The following is a 21,471-nucleotide window of genomic DNA, read 5'->3' on the forward strand; positions in this document are numbered from 1 at the left end:
AGGCCCGGCTACCAGCGGCGCCGGGCGCGCGCCCGGCGCGCCGCCGACGCCGCTCGCGATGCCGAGGTGATCGAGCTCACATCCCGCCGCGACCAGGTCTACGACCAGTACGCCGACGCGCACCTCCGCGCCGCGGGGGACTGACCACTCCGCCGCGTAACCGGTTCGAAGCAAGCGCTGCAAGCTGCTAACCTATGAAACGTCCCCAAGGGGCTGTAGCGCAGTCCGGTAGCGCATCTCGTTCGCATCGAGAGGGTCAGGGGTTCAAATCCCCTCAGCTCCACAGGAGGTCAAGGGCCGGTTCCCACTTCGGGAACCGGCCCTTGTATGTCCCGTACCCCAGCAAAGTACGGCAACGTCCGCCCTACGGCGTGCCGGAATCGTCTTCCAAGATCCCCCCGAGACGCTTCAGGGCTTCCCGGCTCTCCTTGCTGGAAACCTCCGCGTAGATGTTCATCGTGACGCTGATCTGGCTGTGCCGAAGCACCTGCATCGCCACACGAGGATGAACGTCGAGAGCCACCAGGAGTGAGGCGCACGTCCGCCGTGTGGTGTGCACCTTGATCCGGCGAACCCCGGCTTTCTCGCACCGTTTGTGGAAGCTCCGGTTGAAGTTCCGCGGCTCGATGGGACGCCCCCTCGCTGTCGTGAGGATCAGGTTGGAGTCCTCCCACTCGGTGGCCACTTTCCGAAGTTCCTCGCGGCGCTTGATCGCAAGGGCGAAGGCCGTCGCGACGATCGCAGGCAGTGGGATGGGCGCTTCGGAGGACTCCGTCTTCACCTCGCGGCGGTACAGCTTCCCGCCGACACGCTGCACCTGTTCCTCGACCATGAGTTCCACGTCATGACGGGCGAAGCACTCGGAGCAGAAGGTAGCGCCGTGCCGCTCGCACGGCTGGTCCCAGCCATCCCAGTTCACGACGTCATCGGTCGTTCCCAGTGCCTCACCGCGCCGGAAGCCGAGAACGAGAATCTGGACGTAGGCGGGATACATCGGGTCGCCGTCGCGCCGGGCCGACTCCAGAAACCGACGCGCCTCCTCAACTGTCCAAGGCTTTTCCTTGCGGCGACGGGGCTTCGGGGCTTTGACCAGCGATGCGACATTGCGGGTCAATAGCTCTTCACGGATGGCGTTGTTCAGCGCGTTCCGCAGCGTTGTCCACGCATCCCGGGCCGTGCGTTCGGAAATCGTCGACTCGCAGCATTTACCACTCGCGCAGCACCGCCGTTGTGCCGGAGACCGGGCCGCATCCTTGCCCTGTGCGCAGCACTGGCATTCTCTGACCAGCTTGTTCAGCCACGTCTGCACATCGCGCACGGTCAGCTTGTCCAGGCGTTTCTTCCCGAGCTTCGGAGCAATGTAGAGCCGAACGAGCATCTCGTAGCTGGAGAACGTGGCCGGGGCCAGATGCGGCCCCACGATCTCTTTCAGCCAGTAGCCGAGATAGCTGGTCAGTGAAGGGAGCGAGGTGGCCACGGGGCCTCGGTGGGCGGCCTGGTGGAGCTTGAGCCACTTGGCGTGGACCTCTTCGCGGGTCTTGCCGTAGACGCTTTTGCGCTTGCGTTCCCCGGTAGGGGTGGTGACCCAGACGTGAGCGGCGTAGCCGTTGCGGTAGGGGTAGATCGAGCCTTCCCCGTTGGCGCGCTTGGCCATCAGCCTCCTCCGCTTCGCGCTTGAGCAGTTCAACGTAGGCGTCGATGGCCTCAGCGGGGATGCGGCGCGTTTTGCCGCTTCCGACCGACTGGAGTCGGCCGGCTGCCAGTTCCTTGAAGACCTGGGTGCGCCCCATGGACAGGATCTGGGCGGCTTCGGAGATCCGGTACAGCTTCTTTTCCAACGTGGCGGCCATGTATCTGCCTCCATTTCTGGTGCGCGGCCCCGGGGCGGTTTGGCGTGGCGGCTATGCGCCCCGGGGGCCGCGGTACTTGCTGTGAAAAAGGGGGGCGTCGGACAGGGCGAAACCTGAAACCCTCCCAGCGCACAGGGGGTTTTGAGGTGATGCCGGGGCGAAACCGGTTTCGGGAGTGGGGGAAACCGTCGCGCCCCGAGCCGGTAGGGGGTTATGCGGCCGTGCGCGGCGCACGCAGACCGGCGGTGAGGCCGCTTCGGATGGTGGCCTCGCACTCGCGTTCCCCCAGACCGATGTGGCGGCCAGCTTGGGTGAGCGCGTCTTCCACCAGCGCTTGGGGCAGAACCCCGCTGCCGACCAGTTGCCCGAGCGCGAACGCCGCGGCGTTGAGCGTGTGGTTGCGCTGCCCGGCCTGGGTGGCCAGCACGCGTTCCAGCTCACTGCGCAGCGCGACTGTGGCGTAGCTGGCCAGGTTGCGCGTGGTGGCCAGATCGAGCGCGGGGCGGGGCGGCATCGGTCGCGGCTGTCCCGTGGTGAGCCGGTTGGCCAGCCACGCCGGGAGTGGTGCCGGGGGCGCGGGGTTGGCCACGCGGTAGGTCCCGCTTGCGTCGTCGTCGGCAACGTAGGAGCCGGGGCCGACCACGTAGCCGCCGTGCGCGCGGGTGTCGATGAGCCACCCGAGCTTGCCCGCGGTGTTGCGCATCCGAACCCCCTCGGGGGCGGTGAAGTACAGGTGAAGACCATCGCGTCGAGTGCGCACGGTGAAGGTGTCCAGCATTCGCGCGAAGTCGCGGGTGTGCCCGTCACGTTCGGCGATGCTGGCCAGTGCGTCGGCGCCGTCATTGATGCCGGGTTGTGCCCACTCTGGCGGCGTAGCCTCCCCAGGCTTGGGGGTGTCCAGGTCGATCACGACCAGTCCCGAAGGGCCGCACGCGATGCCGTAGTTGAACCTGCCCCGCTCCAAAACGCCTGGATCCGGTCGGGATGGGTGGTGGCGTAGCGCTCCCAGTCGCGAAAAGCTGACGCCGGGCGCTTCTCGCCGGGACGGAGCGGGAAGACGTGCCAGCCATGGCGGGCAGCGGCCAGCACGAACGGCGTGATGTTGAATGCCTGCTCAGCAGTGGTCATGATGGGGGTGCCTCCACTTCTGGTGGTGCGGTCCCGGTGGTTGCTTGGCGGCTATGCACCGGGGCCGCTTCTCGGGGCTCGAATCGGTGGCGACCAGGGATTTGACCCGGGTCATCCCCTGGTTCACACCGGGGGCGGTCAGTTGAGTTCACCGAGGATGCGGCCGGTGACGATGCCGCGCGCGTCGTCCAGCGGAACGCCCCGCTGGGTGGCTTCGGGGATCAGCACACGGGCGACGACACCGAAGGTGGTGTAGCCGTAGACCACGAAGAACGCCATGTTGGTGGCGGCGGTGCGCAACGCGTTGGCAGGGTCGTCTGCCAGAGCGACGCGTACACCTTCATCGGTGAGCCGTCGGTGGGCCGGATCGGTGGCCTTCACTGGGGTACTCCTCTCGGGTTTCAGAAGCGCTCTTGAGGGGGTCACCGGTGCTCTCGAAGAGCGCTTTTTGTGCAGGTACAGCGGTGAACGTGGGCGGGGGCAGAAGCGCTCTCGGAAGCACTTGCGGGGTCATGGGTCAGCGATGATCGGAAGCGCTTCGAAAGCGCTCTCAGGAGTGCTCTCGGAAGAGGTGGCAGCGGCGAAGTAGCGGCCGTTGCCATCGGTGGTGAGCAACCCCCGTTCACTGCTGAGCCGGTTCAACGCGGACTTCACGGTTCCCGCTGCCAACTCCAGATCAGTGCTGATCCGCTTCGGTGTTCGGCCGTCGTCGTGCTCACGTAGGTAGCGCAGGATTGCGGCCTGGGTATCGGTGACGGTGTACTCCTGGGCAGGGCCGTCCAACAGGTGCCAGGCGCCGATATCGGCGACGAACTCCATGGCGTACTCGCTCTCGTCGACGTCGCGCCCGGTCACGCACAACTCGGCATCGGCCTTGCCGCGGGAGCGCTTCAACACGAGCGTGGCGTCTGCGGCTCCGGCCAGCCCGTTGGTGCCGGAGACCTCTTCGAGGAAGTCACCGCCCCCGCCGCCGGTCTTGCGGGTGTGATGGACCAGGACAACCGCGACCTGGTAGGTATCGGCCAGGCGCTTAACTGCTGACACGGCGCGGTAGTCAGCCTCATAGGCCGACAAGCCTGCCGGGGGTGAGCCGCGCAGCTTGGCGAACACGTCGATGATGACCATGCGCGCACCGGGCCGACGGTCCAACCACGCCGCGATGTAGTCGTCCCCGCCTTGCGGCAGCGGCGGCGCTTGGGTGGCGAACGCAAGCTGCTCGGGGGCCGGCGTACCGGCCAGCACGCGAGACAGCCGCGATTGCAGCCGCCGCGCGGTGTCCTCCAACGCCAGGTACAGCACCGGCCCCGGCGACACGTCGATGCTGCCCAGGGCTTTACCCCCGGAGGCGACCGCGATCCCCAACCCCAGTGAGAGCCAGGACTTGCCGACCTTGGGGGCCCCGGCGAGCAGGTTCACCCCTTCGCACACCAGGCCGGGCACGGCCCACACCGGTTCGGGGAAGTCCATGCTCATCAGGTCGGCGGCCGTGTAGGTCTCCAGATGGGGAGCCTCCTCGCCCGTGCCCTCCCCATTGGAGGGCAGGGCCGTAGTGATCTGCTCTGCGGCGTTGAGCTGTGATAGCAGCCGCTCAGCCGCGGCAGTGGCGTCGCTGAGCGACGCATGCGCCCCAAGACCGTTGGGGCTTGGGTGGGCATCGTGCCCGTGATGAGGCAAAATGGACTCCTAGCGCGCTGGATTGTCAGTGACGCGAGGGCCCCGGCACAGCGAGAGACTTTGGCGAGTTGGGCGCTGTGCCGGGGGCGAAGTCAAGCGTCTGCGATGTCGACCACCTGGTAGACGGTGCCGCCCCGCCGGGTAGGGTCCACGGGGCCACGGTCACCAGTGTTGATGCCCTCAGCCTCATTCCCCTCGGGCTCCTCATCTCCCAGTAGGCGCTGTAGTCGGCCTCCACCTGCAGGTGGCCCGGAACGAAGCGGTCCAGTAGGTCAACCTGGTCAAGGACGAGATCCTTCACCAGTTGGCGAAGCTCGCTCGCGTCACAGGTGGCCAGGTAGCGTTCGAGTCCTTCGCCCGTCAACGGTCGAACAACCCGCTCACCATCAATCGGAACCGTCACCACGGGCATGGACTGGGCAGAGTTCGGGCGGTCAATCACAGCGGTCATGGCTGTTCTCCTCACGTGGTTGCGAGAGCGCTCCAAGTGGTGCGCACCAGTAGTAGAACAACTGGTGCGCACCAGTGTCAAGGGCTTCCGGTGAACTCTCATGAACCCAAGATGTCCGGTGCGGACGGTGTCGCGGAAGCCAACAGTCATTAACCCGGCACTGTTAACCCTTACTGGCCTGCGCGTTTGGCCAGCCCTCCTGTTGGGTCGCATAGTTGCCCGTGAAGGGACGGGAGCATGTCAGAGCAGATACGCAAGGGACGATCAGCGCGCGGCTGGTCTCAGAACCGGCTGATCCACGAGATCGAGCGCTACGCACGCGCCAAGCAACCTCGATCGCCGGAACGGCGAGTCTGCGCGTCTACGTCTCCGAGTGGGAGAACGGCAAGCGGAGCATCGCACCGCCCTATACCGCGATTCTCCGCGCGGTTCTGGGGATGACCGATGAAGAACTCTTCGGTGGGAAAGAGGTCAGCATTCCCACCGTTGACGGGTACCGCGAACTGGTTGAGCGTATCGATTCGGCGCACTCCGTATCGAGTTCCGTTGTCGACACCCTTAATCAGCAGACGGAATTGCTTCGCACGGTCGATCGGCAAATGGGGGCTTCTCAGCTTGTTGACCAGATGACGGCCCATATCAACACGCTCACAGAAGCCTTGACCTTCGCCGTTCTCCCGAGCGTGCGCCAGCCAATCGCGGAAGCCTTGGCCGGTGCCTCGACGCTCGCGGCGTGGCAAGCCCTCGACGTCGGGGCGACTGACCGCGCTTGGAGGCACTATGAGCAGGCCAAGAGCGCGGCCAGGGAAGCGGAACGGCTGGCCTATCTGGCTCATGCGATGGGAGAGCAGGCTTATGTGCTCTCCGAAGCTGGAAAACCCGAACTCTCCGTGGAACTCGTGACCGAAGCGCTACGGATAGCCGGGACCGAGATACCGCCCCGTGTCGCCTCCTGGCTCTTAGCGGCGAAGGCTGAATTTCACGCGCTGTCTGGCGAAGAATCAGCATGCCGCTCCGCGCTCGAATCTGCCGAACTCCATATACCGGACGACGGATTGCTGAGAGATCCGGACATGCTCAGCATCTTCTTGACAGAAGAGCACCTGAAGCGCTGGAAAGGCCATTCTCTCGCGCTAATCGGCGACGAAGGCGCGGTCAGCGAACTCTATGAGGCTCTGGAAGCCATGGATTCCACCTTCGCACGTGCCGAGGCAGGGTTGCGGGCCGACCTTGCCCAAGCGCATATGCGGCGCGGTGAGCACGGCGACGCGACAGACCAGTTGCGGAAGGCCAGACTGCTGGCCAACCGCACTGGTTCTGTACGGCAGCGGAAACGCATCGAGCGGCTTACTGGCCAGGCGTGATGCCTTTGCGGGAAGCGAGGATGTGCAGCAGCGCGACCAACGTCCCCGACCCGAGCATCTCGTCACGCTCGATCATGCCCGGCACGTCCGCAAGCGGGATCCACGCGACACGGCCAGCCTCTTCGGCATCACTGGGAGGCGCCGTGTAACTGGCACCTTCGCCCAGGTAGACGTCATGCGGCGAGTCGACCATGCCCACCATAGGTTGGAACGTGACCAGGTGCTTCAGCGGAGCACTAGGCCGCCATCCCGTCTCTTCCTCGACCTCCCGGGCGGCCGCCGCGCCAGCGTCTTCCCCAGGATCCACGATGCCGCCCGGAAGCTCCCACCCCCACCTGTCGGGTACGAACCGGTAGCGCCAGAGCATGAGCACGCGGTCGTGTTCGTCGACCACGGCCGCGATGGCGACATGGTGCAGCCTCACGACGTGGTGCTCGAAGCGCTCCACACCGGGCGGCTCAACGTCAACGAGCGTGAGTCGAACCCAGCGGTTGTCATAGATGGTGCGCTCGCCGCGGATCACCCACGACGGGAGATCGTCGCTATCAGGGTCGCTCCTGCGCTCGCTGCCGCCGGTGGTGGCGAAGTACCCGCGGCCGTGCTCGCTCCGGATAGTTCCCTCGGCCGCTAGCTTGCCGAGCACCAGACGCACCGTCGTGCGCCCCGCGTCAAGGTCTTGCGAGAGCTTCCGCTCGGATGGCAGCTTGCCGTTCGGTCCAAGTTCGCCGGATGCGATGAGATCGCGGATGGCGTCCTCTACGCGCTGAGTCACTGAGCCCATCAGCGTCGGCCCCTAGTTTTCGTCTCGGTTTGGTACGTACCAGTTTACGAACCGGCGCCTCTCTGCAACGGGACACCTACGGCTGCCCCGGGTTCCCGCTGCCTGTGGGGGAGCCCCCCACCTCACCCTGTGGAACCCTTGGAACCGCTGGAACCCCCAGCTCACGCCCATGATTGTTTGGAACCCTGCTGGAACCCTCGGAACCGTTCGGTCATCTCATGGTTTCAAGGGTTCCAGCAGGGTTCCAGGTGATCATGCCTCCCACCTGGGGGTTCCAAGGGTTCCAACGGTTCCACACCGACAGAGGGCTACCCAGTAAGGCGCGTGCCGCACCCCCCGGATGGGGAGCCCCCCACCTCACCCCATGGAACCCTTGGAACCGCTGGAACCCACTACATAGAGTCACACACCTAGGGGGAGGGATAGCGGGATGGGAGAGGGGGTCACCACCTGTCTAGGGTCGCTTTTTGAGGGTTCTCGCAGATGGTCGCTAGTGCGCTAACTCCCAGGTGATCACTGGATCGGGGCGCTAGCGGGATCGCTAGCGCTAGCGAGAGGCCCCGCTAGCGCTAGCGGGCGCGTTACCGTCTTCAGGCACCGCTTTTCGTCACTTTCGGTGAATATTGCACGGTCGTCCCGAGGGCGGCGCCGTGGTGTAGCGTCCTTGCAGCGTGGTCTGCGTTTTGGATGGATGGCTGATTTGTCTGTTATGCCGCTTTCTCGGGAAGTTGCATATTTGGCAATGGTGGCGCGGTAGCATTGCAGGTCACGGAGTCTGCTCCCCGCGCACGCGGGGATGGTCCCACCGGGTGCCTGAAGCTGGTGTTGCCGGTGATCTGCTCCCCGCGCACGCGGGGATGGTCCCAACTCCGCCACCACTGAGGCCGACATCCTGGCCTGCTCCCCGCGCACGCGGGGATGGTCCCGGCGCGGAAAACCGGTGTACCCGGCCACACCACTGCTCCCCGCGCACGCGGGGATGGTCCTCGTCACGATTACTGACCAGGTAGGAACACCATCTGCTCCCCGCGCACGCGGGGATGGTCCCGTGTGGGTGCCCGTGTCGTCGCCGCTGCGCAGCTGCTCCCCGCGCACGCGGGGATGGTCCCGGCGGCTCGACCGCCCCCGCATCTGAGGAGTTCTGCTCCCCGCGCACGCGGGGATGGTCCCCCCGCCGAACTCGCGCGCGCCGCGCTGGCGACCTGCTCCCCGCGCACGCGGGGATGGTCCCGAGCTCGGCCAACCAGTCTCCGGGTTCCGCCGCTGCTCCCCGCGCACGCGGGGATGGTCCCCCGGCCGAGTGCGGGGTTTCCAGGTCGGTCAGCTGCTCCCCGCGCACGCGGGGATGGTCCCGCCACGGAAGGCTCCTCGGGTCATCCCCGGGACTGCTCCCCGCGCACGCGGGGATGGTCCCGCGCCCGCCACACCTGGCTGAACGGAACGAAACTGCTCCCCGCGCACGCGGGGATGGTCCCTCCGGGCTCACCGAGCCGACACAGGCGCAGATCTGCTCCCCGCGCACGCGGGGATGGTCCCGTGCCCTCGAACAGCTCCGTCAGGGCGGCCAGCTGCTCCCCGCGCACGCGGGGATGGTCCCCCGTGCGCGTTCTCCTCGCACGGGCCCAGCCCCTGCTCCCCGCGCACGCGGGGATGGTCCCACCGTTTACGGCTGTGGGCAAGAATGGATTCTCTGCTCCCCGCGCACGCGGGGATGGTCCCGGGCCCCACGAACAGGGCACCCCCGGCCAAGGCTGCTCCCCGCGCACGCGGGGATGGTCCCCGGCGCTGGCGGCTGCACTCCTACGTCGAGATCTGCTCCCCGCGCACGCGGGGATGGTCCTCGGACAGGACGACCTCGACCAGGTGGACGCCTCTGCTCCCCGCGCACGCGGGGATGGTCCCAACGCCTGGCCCTGTAAGGGCCGCATGGCGCCCTGCTCCCCGCGCACGCGGGGATGGTCCCGGCGAGAACGCCTCGACGACGGGCGTGACCGCCTGCTCCCCGCGCACGCGGGGATGGTCCCCTCATTTTCATCATGGAGGATTCCAGCGGTGACTGCTCCCCGCGCACGCGGGGATGGTCCCATCCGCATGTACGCCGCGACGGTCGCCAGGCTGCTGCTCCCCGCGCACGCGGGGACGGGGCCCACGCGCACCCCGGCCACCAACCGGCAAGCGTGTGGCCATCCATTCGGGGGTACGGCTTGGTGGTTCCCCACCCCCACTACCGTTACCGCGACCACGGTGACGACCACCGCCGCTTGAGCTTCGACCGTTCCGGATGACTCGCTCAGATGGCCACTGTGCGCCGTTCTCGGCGCGCTGAAGGGGGAAATGGGTCTACGCGAAAGTGATCTTGCCACAGGGCATTTCAGTGCTTCCGCTGTCCCGCTGCCGTACCCCAGCAGAGTACGGCAACCGCTAGAAACCGGGGTGAACTCTCGCGAACGCATCTGGAGAAGAAGCGCACTTCGGAACCTGATTTTCGATCGTGCGTTCCCTGTATCCGGTGCTTCGCATCGAGAGGGTCAGGGGTTCAAATCCCCTCAGCTCCACAGGGAAAAGGCCGGTTTCCGGGTGGAAACCGGCCTTTGTACTGTTCACGGGGTCGGTCGGCGTCCGATCACGCCGGTTCGGCTCGCTGCGCGCCGGCTCGGTCGCTCTGGTCGCCGATCCCTCGGTTCTGCCTGCTCCGACTGCCGGCGGGGCCGGGCAAGCCGCGCCGACCACGGCCTGACCGGCTCATCGGCGTGCCGCGGGGCGACGCTCCTCCTCTTCCTCCTCAGCCTCTTCCACCTCGGCGTACTCGTCCTCGGGTTCTTCTTCCTCCTCGGGTTCCTCCTCAGCCTCTTCTTCCTCGGCGTACTCGTCCTCTTCCGCGCCGCCCTCCGCCAGTTCGGCGAGTTCGGCGCGCTCCTCCTCGTCCAGCTCGGAGAGGGCGGCGAGCTCGTCCTCGTCGAGCTCGTCGAGCTCGGCCCACTGCTCGGCGGTGAGCCCGGCCTCCTCCAGCTCCATGGCGTCGTCGTGGCTGAGGACGACCTCGCTATCGCGGATCTCGCCGTGCCAGCCTCCAGCTCCTCGCTCTCTTCCTGGGCCATCATCATGACCTGGCGGCGGTAGTGCTTGAGGTCCAGCCGCAGCCGGCGTCCCTGGGCCCGCCAGAGATTGGCCGTCTGTTCGAAGAAGCCCTTGGGGAAGTACTCCACGACCAGCAGCACGCGGGTGAGGTTGTCGCCCAGCGGGTGGAAGGTCACGACACCCTTCGTGGTGCCCTTGTCGGCCTCGCTGGTCCAGGCGATCCGGTAGTCCTGGATCTGCTCGGTGACGGTGGCCTTCCAGCTACGGGTCGACCAGAGGATCTTGGCCGTCCACTTCGACTCGACCTCGTCCTCCTCCTCGACGGTCTGCACGCCCTTGGTGAAGTCGCCGAAGTCGGGGAAGCGGCTCCACTGGTTGTAGGCGACCCGCACCGGGACCCCGACGTCGATGTTCTCGACTATGTTGACCGACTTGGGCCCGCTTCCGCGGCGGCCTGCCCTTCCGCCCAGAGCGCCGGCCAGGTCCTTGGTCTTGTCCTTGATGGCCTGGCCGCCCGCCGCGGCCACGGCGCTGGCCGGGTTCCCGCCTTCGGCGAGCTTCTTGCCGCCCTTGAGCAGTCCCCCCAGCGCGCCGCTCGGCCCGTCGCTGACGAGCCGTTCGGCGTAGCTGCCGAGTTTCTCGGTGGCGCCGTTGACCATGCTGGTGGCCTTCGCGGTGAGGTACTTCTGCGCCGCGTCGGCGAGTTTCGAGGTGCCGTCGTTCTTGTCGGCCGCATTGCGCAACCGGGCCAGAGGACCGTTGTTGTCGTCCGCCACGCTCATCATCCTCCTAGCTGCTCTTGCGGGAACCGCGTGAACGGCCGGCCGCCCCGGATGCGGCGGCGCCCTTGCCTGCGCCCTTGCCTGCGCCCTTGCCCGCGCTCTTGGCAGCGCGGGAACCGCGCCGGGCGCTCGACGCCTTCTCGCCGCCGGACCGCGCCGCCTGCTCCTCCGTGGAGGATTCCGACTCCTCGGTGTCGCCCTCCTCGGTATCCCCCTCCTCGGTGTCGGCCGAGTCGGACGCAACGCCGGATGCGGTCTCAGCAGCGGTGTCGGCTGCGCCGGACGCGGCGTCGGCGGCTCCGTGCTGCAATCGGTCGGCGCGCTCGTTCAGAGAGTCGGCCAGGTTGCTCGCCAACTTGGACACCACGGTTTCGGCCGCGCCCTTGCCCGCCGTGGCTACCTGACCGCGGGCCTGGTCCTTCAACTCGGTGACCCCGGGAAGCTCGGACAGTTCCTTCAGTAGCGCCTGCGGGTTGAGGTCCAGCTTCTTCATCGCCAGGTAGAGGCCGAGGCCGATGGCGAGCTTGAGCTTCTTCCGCCTACCGAGGATGTAGCCCCCGATTACGGCAGCGGTGATCTTCGCAGTGTTTCCGGTACTTCCCATCAGGGCCCACCTCCGCCTGGTTTTGCCCGTTTCGTAGGTGTCCGGCCTCTTCGGGGCGGTCCAGCGGCTCGCCCTCGATCGCGCTGAACACCGTTTCGCCGTGTCCGCCCGAATCGACCTGCTCGGAGGATGTGCGCAACGGCTGGGTAACGACAGTGACGCCTCGCCGGCGCGTGTCCTCCAGAATGTTCAGGAGTTCGGTGTAATGCTTCTTGGGCGCTTCGGTTCGGCGGCTAACGCGTCGTCGCCGAGTCCACCTCGATTCCGAGAGTTCCTCGAACCGCTCGCGGGGCGCACGGGCACGGGCGCCCGCTGCCCTCTTGCGAGGCAGACGGCGTTTCCGCTCGCCCTCACCGACGCTGTTGTACTCACTCATGGAACTCTCGCTGGTCACAGCATCGGTACGGAGGACCGCACCTGATGTACGACCGCTACCGCGCAAGAGGGGGGTGAAACATCGAACCGGAACGACCGCCGAAAGCGCGCGAATCGGGTACACGGTGACATGTCGTATGCGCGCGTAATGGGAAAGCCGGCCGATCGCACCGCTGCCCAGGACGGCGCGAAGGGCGTGGGAGGGGCCCGGGTCCGGGTAGCGGGAAAAGTAGAGAGCAGGCGAGAGGAGGCGGTATGCCTACTGCGGCCCGGGTCGCCCGCACGGTCATGGAGGAGGCCGGGACGACGGTCGCGCACCAGGCCGGTATCCGGCTCGCGGACAAACCGGCGCCCCTGTGGCGGCTGCTTGTCGTCGCGAACCTGCTGAGCGCGCGCATCTCCGCCGCGATCGCCATTGCGGCCGCTCGCGAGCTCGTTCGGGCGGGCGGCGGCACGGCGCGGGGAATGGCCGGGATGAGCTGGCAGCAGCGGGTGGACGCGCTGGGCCGCGGGCACTACGTGCGGTACGACGAGAGCACCGCCACACGGCTGGGCGATTGCGCGCGGCTGGCCCTGGACCTTGTCGGCGGCGACCTGCGCCGGCTGCCCGCCGTGGCCGAACGGGATCCCAGCGCTCTCCGGCGCCAACTGCAGCGCTTCTCCGGGATAGGGCCGACCGGTGCCGACATCTTCTGCCGCGAAGCCCAGCACGTGTGGCCGTGGCTGCGTCCCTATGCCGATCGCACCACTCTTCGGGGAGCGCAGGCGCTCGGCCTTCCCCAGGATCCCGAGGAGTTGGCGGCGCTCGTCAACGGCGAGGATGTCGCCGCGTTCTTCACCGGCCTGGTGCACACCGCCCGGGACAGTACGCTCGCCGGCCGGATACGCGAAGCCGCCTGATCGGGAGATCCGGACGCCGGCGCGGACCGTCCGGATCACCGTGCTGTCGGGACCTCCGCGGCGTTCGATGGCGCGGCGTCAGTGTTTGAAGGCGATCCCGGCGTGCTCCCAGATCAGGACCTCGGGGTCGGCGGGGCGGGGCTCGGGGGTCCTGCCGTCGTTGCGCCAGGTCGAGCATTCGACCGGCACCGGGTCGAAGGTGCCGTCGGAGCTGGGGGAGACGAGTTCCAACTGGTCGAACACCTTCGCGGCCTCCTCCGGTGAGCGCACCCGGCCCCATGATGTGCCGAAAGAGTGGATGCGGTCGGTGAAATCGCGGGCCGCGGTCTCGTCGTCGGAGACGATGTGCGAGTAGACCAGGCAGGAGCCGGGAGCGAAACGGTCGAAGTAGGCCCGTACCACCCCGAACGGGTCCTGTTCGTCGGGGATGCAGTGCAGCAGGCTCACGAGCATGAGGCACACCGGCTGGGAGAAGTCGATGAGGCGCTGGGTGTCCTCGGCCGCCAGCACCCCTTCGACATCGGTCAGATCCGCGGTGGCCACTGATGTGCGGGGGGTCTCGGCGAGGATCGCCCGGCCGTGCGCGAGGACGATGGGGTCGTTGTCGACGTAGACCACCGAGGCGTCGGGATGGGTGCGCCGGGCGATCTGGTGCGTGTTGTCGGCGGTGGGCAGACCGGACCCCAGATCGAGGAATTGGCGTACGCCGGCCTTGGCCACGCAATCCACACCCCGGGTCAGGTAGGCGCGGTTCGCCTGGGCCAGGTCGACGGTTCCGGGATTGGCCTCTTCTATTGCGGCCATAGCCTGCCGGTCGACCTCGAAGTTGTCTTTGCCGCCGAGCATCGCGTCATATATCCGCGCGACGGTGGGCGTGTTCATGTCGACCTCAGGCGGGAAGTTCGCGAGGTCGCCGGTGCTGTGCTTCATGAAATCGTTGTCTGACACGTGGTCTCCCATCAGTTAGGGCAGCGGCATCCCCTGGGGCGCAAGGACTTCAGGCCATGACGTTTTGAACTATAGACCCTGCGCGCGTGCCCGTGGACCTGTTTGCGGATATGAGCGGGATTCCGCCGTACCGCGGCGCTGATAGGCGTTTTCCAAAAGGAATCCGGCCGGGAATCCCGGAATGCCAATTGCGGTCACCGGTGACTTCACGGCCGGCTTCCAGCGGCGCGGTTCCCGGTCTTACCCCGGATGGGGCTTTTCCGGCGCGGACTTCGAACGCTTGTACCTCGAACACGAGTTCGATAGCGTTGCCGTATCGCGGCAGCCGAGCGGCCGCCGCATGTGGTTCCGGGGGCATCATGCGGTCTCTCGTCGCCGGCCTGTACGGGGCGGGCGCCCGCCGGTTGTCTCCAGCCGGCCGGGGTTGACCTCAATCTTTATTCAGGTTCTAGTTTGGGTGTCGTCGCGGCCGGCGGGTCCGCACGGGCATGGGGAGGCGACGTGACTGCAACTGCTGGGAACCTCGCGATCGAGGCCTCGAACCTGGTGAAGGTTTTCGGCGCCACCCGCGCGGTGAACGGGGTGGACCTGACCGTCCCCTCCGGAGGGGTCTACGGCTTCCTCGGTCCAAACGGCGCAGGTAAGACCACCACCATCAGAATGCTGGCCACCCTGCTGCGTCCCGACGGTGGGCACGCCCGCGTGCTCGGCCACGACATCGTGCGCGAAGCGGATACCGTACGCGGCCTGGTGAGTCTCACGGGGCAGTTCGCCTCGGTGGACGAGGAGCTCACCGGCCTGGAGAACCTCGTTCTGCTGGGGCGGCTCTACGGGTATTCCTGGGCGCAGGCCAAGCGGCGGACGAACGACCTCCTCGGCGCGTTCGGGCTGGCCGACGCCGCCGACCGCCTGGTGAAGCACTACTCCGGCGGGATGCGGCGCCGCCTCGACATCGCCGCGAGCATCGTTGTCACGCCGGAACTGATGTTCCTCGACGAGCCGACCACGGGGCTTGACCCGCGCAGCCGCAACCAGGTCTGGGACATCGTCCGGGCTCTGGTCGCCGGGGGGACGACGGTGCTGCTCACCACCCAGTACCTGGACGAGGCCGACCAGCTCGCGGACCGGATGGCCGTGATCGACCACGGCGCGATCATCGTCGAGGGCACCCCGAGCGAGCTCAAGGCGGCTGTCGGGTCCGGAACCCTGCACGTGCGCGTGCACGACCCCGCCCAGAGGGACGAGGCCGAGCGGCTGCTGATCGAGTCGCTGCGCGTTCCCGTTCACCGCGAGGCCGACCCGGCCGCCCTGTCGGCCCGGGTCGCCGACCCGGCCCGGGTGGCGCACGCCCTGGGCGAGCTCTCGCACGCCGGAGTCGACGTCTCCCATTTCGCGCTGGGGCAGCCCAGCCTGGACGAAGTGTTCCTCGCCCTCACAGGGCACCCGGCCGAGACCTATGGCGCCGGGGAGACCGCTGAGGAGAGTGCGGCATGACCACCACAGAGACTCGTCCCGTCGCGGAGGGGGATCTCCGCTCGGTTCTCGCGTCCCGCAACCGGCCGGCCCGCCCGAGCGCGTTGTCGGCCTCCCTCACCTTCGGGTGGCGGGCGCTGCTGAAGATCAAGCACGTCCCGGAGCAGCTCTTCGACGTCACGGTGTTCCCTGTCCTTTTCCTGCTGATGTTCACGTATCTGTTCGGCGGGGCGCTCGCGGGGTCCACCAGTGAGTACCTGCAGTGGGTGCTGCCGGGCATCCTGGTCATGACGGTCGTGATGATCACGCTGTACACCGGGGTGGCGCTGAACACCGATATCACCAAGGGCGTCTTCGACCGCTTCAAGTCGCTGCCCGTCTGGCGACCCGCCCCGCTCGCGGGCGCGCTGCTCGGCGACGCCGTGCGCTACACGCTAGCCTCGACGATGGTCATCGTGCTCGGCCTCGTCCTGGGGTTCCGTCCGGAGAACGGCGCGGGCGGCGTGCTGCTCGCCGTGGTGCTGCTGCTCGTGTTCTGCTACAGCCTGTCGTGGCTGTGGACCCTGCTCGGCCTGCTGCTGCGCACACCGAACTCGGTCATGGGCGTGAGCATGATGGTCATGTTCCCCGGCACGTTCCTGAGCAACATCTTCGTGGACCCGCAGACCATGCCCGGCTGGCTGCGGGCGTTCGTGGACGTCAACCCGGTCAGCCACCTGGTGACGGCGATCCGCGGGCTGATGCACGGCGGGGTCACCACCGGGCAGATCGTGTCGGTGTTGATGGCGTCCGCGGTGATGGTGCTGCTGTTCGCGCCCATCACCATGTACCTGTACCGCAACAGGAAGTAGCCGGGGAAACGGGCGCCCGCCCCTGCGCGGAGGCAGGCGCCCCCTGTCCCGCTTACCCCGCGCGCTGCGCGGTCTCCGGCTGGGACTCGGAGACGGCCGGGGGCGTCCGGCCGTCCCAGAACTGGGCGGCGAGCAGGACCGCGGTCAGTGCCATGCCGGCGATGTCGGCCCAGAGGTCGGGGGTGAAGATCAGCACCGCCGCGACGGCCAGACCGATCCGTTCCACCAGCAGGGTGCGCCGCCGCATGAAGCCCTCCAGCGCCACCGCGGCCGCGACCAGGCCGACCATACCGCTGACCACCGCCCACGCGACCTCGCCGACCGTGCCGCCCAGCAGCAGCGGGGAGTACGCCATCAGCAGCGGGATCAGGTAGAGGCCCTTGGCGAACTTCCACGCGCTGAGGCCGGTCCGCATGGGACTGGAGCCGGCGATACCGGATGCGGAGAACGCCGCCAGCGCCACCGGCGGGGTGACGTTGGAGTCCTGGCTGTACCAGTAGACGATCATGTGCGCCACGATCAGCGCCAGCCCGAGCTCCATCAGCGCCGGTCCGGCCAGCACGATCAGCACGATGTAGGCGGCTGTCACGGGCAGCCCGAGACCGAGGATCAGCGATGCCAGCGCGACCATCACCAGCGTCGCCAGCAGCTGCCGCCCGCGACGCTGAGCATGATGCTGGACAGCTTCAGCCCGAGGCCGGTAAGCCCGACCATGCCGACGATGATGCCCGCGACAGCGGTGGCGACCGACACGCCGAGTGTGTTGCGCGCCGCGATCACGAACACCTCGCCGAGGCCGCTCCAGTCCAGCCGGCTGGCCGTGCGCAGCATGGCCACCACGAGCAGCAGGCCGATCGCGTACAGGCCCGCGCGCAGCGGGGTGACGTACATCAGCAACAGCGTGATGAGCAGGATGAACGGCGCCAGGAAGTGGTAGCCGGCGGCCAGGGTGGTGCGCAGTCGCGGCAGCTGGTCGGCCGGCAGCCCGCCGATCCCGTGCTTGCGTGCCAGGATATCGACGAACAGGAACACCACGGTGAAATACATCAGCGCCGGGATGATCGCGACTTTGACGACGTCCATGTAGGGCACGCCCATCATCTCGGCCATGATGAACGCGCCCGCGCCCATGATGGGCGGGAGCACCTGGCCGCCCGTTGACGCGGCCGCCTCGACGCCGCCCGCCTCGTGCGGTTTGTAGCCCACACGCTTCATCAGCGGAATGGTGAACGCGCCGCTGGTCACGGTGTTAGCGATCGCGCTGCCGGAGACCGAGCCCAAGAACGCGCTGCCCACGACGGCGCCCTTGGCCGGGCCGCCCGTGTACCGGCCGGTGAGGCAGTAGGCCAGGCCGACGAAGAAGTCGCCGCCCCCGGTCTTCTGCAGCATCGCCCCGAAGAGGATGAAGATGAAGACGAAGGTGGCGGCGACGCCGAGCGGAAGCCCGTAGATGCCCTCCTGGAACAGGTAGGAGTGGTACACGATGCGCTGGAAGGTGTAGCCGCGGTGGGCGAACATGCCCGGCAGCAGAGGGCCCAGCCAGGCGTACAGCATGAACCCCAGCACCAGCGTCGACATGAACAGGCCGATGACGCGCCGGCACGCCTCCAGCAGCAGCAGTATCGCGATGGTGCCCATGGTCAGGTCGAGCGGCGTGGGCGCCCCGATGCGCGTGACGATCTCGTCGAAGTTCAGCACCGGATACAGGCTGATCACCAGCGCCGTGCCCACGAGCAGCATGTCGACGACGCCCATGGGCAGCCGGCGGGCCCAGGCGCCTTTCGCGGCCGGCCGCACCAGGAACACCAGCACCAGCACGAACAGCAGGTGGATGACCCGCTGCAGGTAGGCGTCGAGGTTCAGGTACAGCGCCATGTAGATCTGGTAGCCGCCGAGCGCGAGAGCGACTCCAAGCACGGCGAATCCGATCACGGTGCCGGTCCTGCCCTCGCCCCAACGCTCGGTCGCGAGGTGGCGCCACAGCGGGGAGGCGCCCTCGCCTGAGGCGGTGTCGGGAATCAGGGGCCGCCGTTTCTCCGGGGGAGGGTCGGGCGTTTCCCGGTTCTCACTCATGATGTCTCGTTTCCTGAAGCGTCCTCCGTGCCTTCCGGGCAGGCGGGCGGTCGCGTAGTGGGAAGCAGCCGCACCAGCGTTGGCAGCTTCACCGGCCGCAGGGTGAGGCTCTCGCCCGCCCAGCACTGTGAAAGGGGGATCTCCCCGCCGGGGTGCACCAGGCGGTGGTCGGCCCCCGGCGAGCCCACGCGGAGCTTGAAGTCGTCGATCGGGCGGTCGAGATCGGAGACCACCCACCAGTCGCCCTCGGCGTGACCGCTGCCCTCGCCCGGTATGTGGCCCATACCGGCACCGAACTGCCGCAGGCGGGTGGCGTCCTGCACGACCCGGCCGTCGCGGACCACGTACACGTCCTCCACCGGAAGCTTGTCGAGGGAGTGGATGAAGGAGACGGTGAAACCCCCCTCGGAGTCGAGGGGGACATGACCGATCCGGGATCCCTCCGCCCCGATCGACAGCGCCGGCCACACCGGCCAGAGCAGGGCGGTGGTGAGGAGGGCGGTGATCGCGACGACCGCAGTGCGTGCCTTCATCGCGAACTTCAGGGGGTCAGTTCTTCGGGGATCTCGATGTCGTTGTCCTCGGCGTAGCGGACGGCGGCGGGGTGCAGCTCCACCGGGCTTTCCGCCATCGTCTCCGGGACGTGGTACTCGGTGCCGGGCTCGTAGACCTGGTTGATGTCGTCGATGTTCTCGTACAGCGCGTCCAGCAGGTCGTAGGCCAGCTCCTCGGGGAAGTCGGGGCTCACCACCACGACGTTCCACAGCGCCAGGGTCTCGACATCCTCCTCGACCGTTTCGTAGGTCCCGCCCTCGATGGTGTGCGCCGTGTAGAAGTCGTGCTCGTCGACCACCGCGCTCTGCTCGTCCTCGCACATCGGGATCAGGTGGACCGGGTCGGTCTGCTCCAGCTCCAGCAGGCTGGCGTGGCCTTCCCCGACCACCCAGGAACCCGCGTCGAGCTGGCCCTCGCGCAGCGCGTTGGCGGTCTCGGCGTAGGCGTACCGCTGCACATCGACGTCGTCGAAGTCCATGCCGAGCCCCTGGAACAGCAGGTCGGTGGCGATCTCGTTGCCGCTGCCCGGCGCGCCGACCGAGAAGCGGCTGCCCTCGACATCCGACATGCAGTCGAAGCCCTGGTCCTCGTGGATCGATTCCAGCGAGACGGCGTGGTAGACGTTCGGGTACAGCACGGTCAGGACCTGCGCCTCCTGAACGTCGCCCTCGAAGTCCCCTTCGCCGTGCACCGCCTGGTAGGCGGTGTCGCCCTGGACGATCGCGACCTCGCTCTCGCCGCCGCCGATCAGCCGCATGTTCTCCGCCGAGGCCGCGGTCGCCTCGGTGCTGGCGCTGACCCCCTCGACCTCGTTGTTGATGACCTCGGCCATCGCCCCGCCCACGGGGTAGAAGACGCCGCCCGTGGTTCCGCTGGCGATGGACAGATCGTCGAGGGTGTCCTCGTCCATCTGCTCCGCGGGCTGGCTGCACGAGGCCAGCAGCCCCACACTGAGCGGCAGCGAGAGCGCCGCAAGTCCTGCTCGGTTCCGTCGCACTGTCGAACTCCTCTCCTCCGCCGGCGGACGGTGCGTGTCCGCGCGGTGCCTCCGCGGCGCGAACGGCTTGTGACGCAGTTCACTGCGCCGAAATGTAGACGTAACAGCCGGCCCGCCCATAGGGGGATGCGGGGGTATTTGAGGAAGTCCTGAGGTACGACGGCTCTGTTCACCGCCGTGTCCGGAGCAGTATCGTCCCGGCATGCCACGCATCGTCCGAGGCGCATGGGCGGCCGCGGCGGGAGCGGTCGCCGCGGCGGTGGCCCTCGCGTTCTGGGCGGGGTGGGGGCGCACTGCCGCCCCCCTGCCGTCGCTGACCATCGCGACCGGTGGGCCCGGCGGTGTCTACCACGTCTACGGCGCGAGCCTCGCGGAGAGCGCACTGTCGCGGAGCGCCCGGGCGATGCCCACCGGTGCCAGCGTGGAGAACGTGCGGCTGGTCGCCGAGGGCGAGGCCGATGTCGGCTTCACCCTCGCCGATGTCGCGGCGCTGGCCGTGAACGGACAGCCGCCGTTCGACGAGCCGCATTCGGTGGCCGCCCTGGCACGGGTGTACGACAACCGCACGCATCTGATCGTCCGCGACGATCTGCCGGTGGAACGGGCCGACGAACTCGCCGGCCACCGGGTGTCGGTGGGGGACGAGGGGTCGGGGACCGAGCTGATCGCCGACCGCGTCCTCGAACTGGCGGGCGTCGACCCGCAGGACGACATCACCCGGAGGAACCAGTCGATCAGGGAGTCGGTCCTGGCCATACGTGCGGGCTGGCTGGACGCGGTCTTCTGGTCCGGCGGCCTTCCCACCGAGGCCGTCACCAGCATGGCGGAATCGGCCCCGATCCGGCTGATCGGCCTGGCCGAGTACGTGGAGCCGCTGCGGGAGGAGCACGGCGACTTCTTCACCGAGCAGTCGATCCCCGCCGGTACCTACCCGGGAGTGCCGCATGTGCGCACCATCGGGGTGCCGAACCTGCTCGTGGTCAGCGAGGGCATGCCCGACGAGATGGCCGAGGAGATCACCCGGTCGCTCTTCGCCGCGCGCGACGAACTCGTCGAAGCGCACCCGGTGGCACTGCACCTCAACCCGCGGGTGGCCATAGCGACGCTTCCGGTACCGCTGCACCCCGGGGCGGCCGGGTACTACCGCTCGCAGAAAGTGGCCTATGCCGACGTGTGAGAGGTGTCGTCTCCGGTCTCCGCGGTAGGGAGCCGGACACGCGCGTCGATCCCGTGCGGGTCGGCCCGGCGCAGTCGCAGATCTCCGCCGTGCATGTTCAGCAGCGTCGACACGATCGACAGCCCCAGCCCCCCGCCCTCGGCACCGACGCCGCCCTCGGAGCGCCAGAAGGGTTTCCCGGCCTCCGCGAGTTGTTCCTCGGTCAACCCCGGGCCGTCGTCGACGACATGGACGACGACGGAGCCGTCGGCCGGGGGGCGGACGTGCACCGCGATCCGCACGCCGGATCCGCCGAACTTGAGCGCGTTGTCGATCAGCACGTCGAGCACCTGGTCGAGGGTTCCGTCCGCGCAGCGCGCCTCGGCGCCGGAGGCGCCGCAGCACGCGAGGGCGGCACCCGCCCGTTCGGC

16 protein-coding genes, 1 tRNA gene, 3 pseudogenes and 1 CRISPR repeat array are annotated in these 21,471 nt (G+C 67.9%); of the genes and pseudogenes, 6 read left to right on the top strand and 14 right to left on the bottom strand.

The annotated features are described in order from the left end of the window. Window positions 1–209 precede the first annotated feature (209 nt). Window positions 210–283: transfer RNA gene (locus VS93_RS22835), tRNA-Ala, on the top strand. 81 nt (window positions 284–364) lie between these two features. Here the strand turns inward: VS93_RS22835 and VS93_RS22840 are convergent. The 6 genes and pseudogenes from VS93_RS22840 to VS93_RS22860 all read right to left on the bottom strand — a co-directional run bounded on the left by VS93_RS22840 (window position 365) and on the right by VS93_RS22860 (window position 5,103). Next, entirely contained in the window at window positions 365–1,654 is a 1,290-nt protein-coding gene (locus tag VS93_RS22840; RefSeq protein WP_046471940.1) for a tyrosine-type recombinase/integrase, read from the bottom strand. A 40-nt stretch (window positions 1,655–1,694) separates the two neighbouring features. After that, window positions 1,695–1,850 (bottom strand): annotated as a pseudogene (locus tag VS93_RS33555) (helix-turn-helix domain-containing protein); the annotation flags it as partial. 211 nt (window positions 1,851–2,061) lie between these two features. Next, a pseudogene (locus tag VS93_RS22845) lies at window positions 2,062–2,978 on the bottom strand (bifunctional DNA primase/polymerase). 138 nt (window positions 2,979–3,116) lie between these two features. Further along, on the bottom strand, window positions 3,117–3,359 hold the full coding sequence (locus tag VS93_RS22850; RefSeq protein WP_046471941.1) for a hypothetical protein: 243 nt from the start codon (window positions 3,357–3,359) through the stop codon (window positions 3,117–3,119). 129 nt (window positions 3,360–3,488) lie between these two features. Beyond that, entirely contained in the window at window positions 3,489–4,652 is a 1,164-nt protein-coding gene (locus VS93_RS22855) for an AAA family ATPase (protein WP_052745936.1), read from the bottom strand. 25 nt (window positions 4,653–4,677) lie between these two features. Continuing rightward, window positions 4,678–5,103, bottom strand: a complete 426-nt coding sequence (locus VS93_RS22860; RefSeq protein WP_046471942.1) for a hypothetical protein — start codon at window positions 5,101–5,103, stop codon at window positions 4,678–4,680. 221 nt (window positions 5,104–5,324) lie between these two features. Here VS93_RS22860 and VS93_RS22865 point away from each other — a divergent pair, with 221 nt between their 5' ends. Then, window positions 5,325–6,467, top strand: a complete 1,143-nt coding sequence (locus VS93_RS22865; RefSeq protein ID WP_201776723.1) for an XRE family transcriptional regulator — start codon at window positions 5,325–5,327, stop codon at window positions 6,465–6,467. Here VS93_RS22865 and VS93_RS22870 read toward each other — a convergent pair. The 3 genes from VS93_RS22870 to VS93_RS22880 form a co-directional block, all read right to left on the bottom strand. Next, complete coding sequence (locus tag VS93_RS22870; RefSeq protein WP_082127127.1) at window positions 6,451–7,248, bottom strand: NUDIX domain-containing protein; 798 nt, start codon at window positions 7,246–7,248, stop codon at window positions 6,451–6,453. The genes VS93_RS22865 and VS93_RS22870 overlap by 17 nt on opposite strands. A 775-nt stretch (window positions 7,249–8,023) precedes the next feature. Beyond that, a CRISPR array of direct repeats spans window positions 8,024–9,395; the repeat unit is 29 nt; unit sequence CTGCTCCCCGCGCACGCGGGGATGGTCCC. A gap of 453 nt (window positions 9,396–9,848) precedes the next feature. Further along, window positions 9,849–11,102, bottom strand: a complete 1,254-nt coding sequence (locus VS93_RS22875; RefSeq protein WP_236700685.1) for an SRPBCC family protein — start codon at window positions 11,100–11,102, stop codon at window positions 9,849–9,851. 13 nt (window positions 11,103–11,115) lie between these two features. Further along, entirely contained in the window at window positions 11,116–11,712 is a 597-nt protein-coding gene (locus VS93_RS22880; RefSeq protein ID WP_046471953.1) for a hypothetical protein, read from the bottom strand. A gap of 630 nt (window positions 11,713–12,342) precedes the next feature. Between VS93_RS22880 and VS93_RS22885 the strand changes: the two genes are divergently transcribed. Beyond that, entirely contained in the window at window positions 12,343–12,987 is a 645-nt protein-coding gene (locus tag VS93_RS22885) for a hypothetical protein (RefSeq protein WP_046471943.1), read from the top strand. 78 nt (window positions 12,988–13,065) lie between these two features. Here VS93_RS22885 and VS93_RS22890 read toward each other — a convergent pair whose 3' ends face one another. Next, complete coding sequence (locus VS93_RS22890) at window positions 13,066–13,917, bottom strand: SAM-dependent methyltransferase (RefSeq protein WP_046471954.1); 852 nt, start codon at window positions 13,915–13,917, stop codon at window positions 13,066–13,068. A gap of 519 nt (window positions 13,918–14,436) precedes the next feature. Here VS93_RS22890 and VS93_RS22895 point away from each other — a divergent pair. After that, window positions 14,437–15,429 carry an ATP-binding cassette domain-containing protein gene (locus VS93_RS22895; RefSeq protein WP_046471944.1) on the top strand — a complete coding sequence of 331 codons (993 nt, stop codon included), beginning with the start codon at window positions 14,437–14,439 and terminating at the stop codon, window positions 15,427–15,429. Beyond that, complete coding sequence (locus tag VS93_RS22900; RefSeq protein WP_046471945.1) at window positions 15,426–16,259, top strand: ABC transporter permease; 834 nt, start codon at window positions 15,426–15,428, stop codon at window positions 16,257–16,259. The genes VS93_RS22895 and VS93_RS22900 overlap by 4 nt, the downstream gene beginning before the upstream one ends. Window positions 16,260–16,311: 52 nt before the next feature. Here the strand turns inward: VS93_RS22900 and VS93_RS22905 are convergent. The 3 genes and pseudogenes from VS93_RS22905 to VS93_RS22915 all read right to left on the bottom strand — a co-directional run bounded on the left by VS93_RS22905 (window position 16,312) and on the right by VS93_RS22915 (window position 19,884). Further along, window positions 16,312–18,332, bottom strand: a pseudogene (locus VS93_RS22905) (TRAP transporter permease). After that, complete coding sequence (locus VS93_RS22910) at window positions 18,329–18,865, bottom strand: DUF1850 domain-containing protein (protein ID WP_046471946.1); 537 nt, start codon at window positions 18,863–18,865, stop codon at window positions 18,329–18,331. The pseudogene VS93_RS22905 and the gene VS93_RS22910 overlap by 4 nt, the downstream one beginning before the upstream one ends. Before the next feature lie 8 nt (window positions 18,866–18,873). After that, window positions 18,874–19,884 carry a TAXI family TRAP transporter solute-binding subunit gene (locus VS93_RS22915; protein ID WP_046471947.1) on the bottom strand — a complete coding sequence of 337 codons (1,011 nt, stop codon included), beginning with the start codon at window positions 19,882–19,884 and terminating at the stop codon, window positions 18,874–18,876. 202 nt (window positions 19,885–20,086) lie between these two features. On the opposite strand from VS93_RS22915, the gene VS93_RS22920 reads away from it, so the two are divergent. Beyond that, the gene (locus VS93_RS22920; protein WP_046471948.1) at window positions 20,087–21,061 is read left to right on the top strand and encodes a TAXI family TRAP transporter solute-binding subunit; all 975 of its coding nucleotides are present in this window, start codon (window positions 20,087–20,089) and stop codon (window positions 21,059–21,061) included. Here VS93_RS22920 and VS93_RS22925 read toward each other — a convergent pair. After that, window positions 21,046–21,471 (bottom strand): sensor histidine kinase (locus VS93_RS22925; RefSeq protein ID WP_046471949.1); only part of this gene is annotated, 426 nt, incomplete at its 5' end. The genes VS93_RS22920 and VS93_RS22925 overlap by 16 nt on opposite strands.

The sequence above is a fragment of the Allosalinactinospora lopnorensis genome, from assembly GCF_000981225.1.
Taxonomy (GTDB): Bacteria; Actinomycetota; Actinomycetes; order Streptosporangiales; family Streptosporangiaceae; genus Allosalinactinospora; species Allosalinactinospora lopnorensis.

Coding starts and splice junctions, on each gene's coding strand:
- VS93_RS22900 (WP_046471945.1), top strand. CDS start 15,426: ATGACCACCACAGAGACTCGTCCCGTCGCGGAGGGGGATCTCCGCTCG.
- VS93_RS22890 (WP_046471954.1), bottom strand. CDS start 13,917: ATGAAGCACAGCACCGGCGACCTCGCGAACTTCCCGCCTGAGGTCGAC.
- VS93_RS22880 (WP_046471953.1), bottom strand. CDS start 11,712: ATGGGAAGTACCGGAAACACTGCGAAGATCACCGCTGCCGTAATCGGG.
- VS93_RS22920 (WP_046471948.1), top strand. CDS start 20,087: ATGCCACGCATCGTCCGAGGCGCATGGGCGGCCGCGGCGGGAGCGGTC.
- VS93_RS22860 (WP_046471942.1), bottom strand. CDS start 5,103: ATGACCGCTGTGATTGACCGCCCGAACTCTGCCCAGTCCATGCCCGTG.
- VS93_RS22870 (WP_082127127.1), bottom strand. CDS start 7,248: ATGGGCTCAGTGACTCAGCGCGTAGAGGACGCCATCCGCGATCTCATC.
- VS93_RS22840 (WP_046471940.1), bottom strand. CDS start 1,654: ATGGCCAAGCGCGCCAACGGGGAAGGCTCGATCTACCCCTACCGCAAC.
- VS93_RS22885 (WP_046471943.1), top strand. CDS start 12,343: ATGCCTACTGCGGCCCGGGTCGCCCGCACGGTCATGGAGGAGGCCGGG.
- VS93_RS22910 (WP_046471946.1), bottom strand. CDS start 18,865: ATGAAGGCACGCACTGCGGTCGTCGCGATCACCGCCCTCCTCACCACC.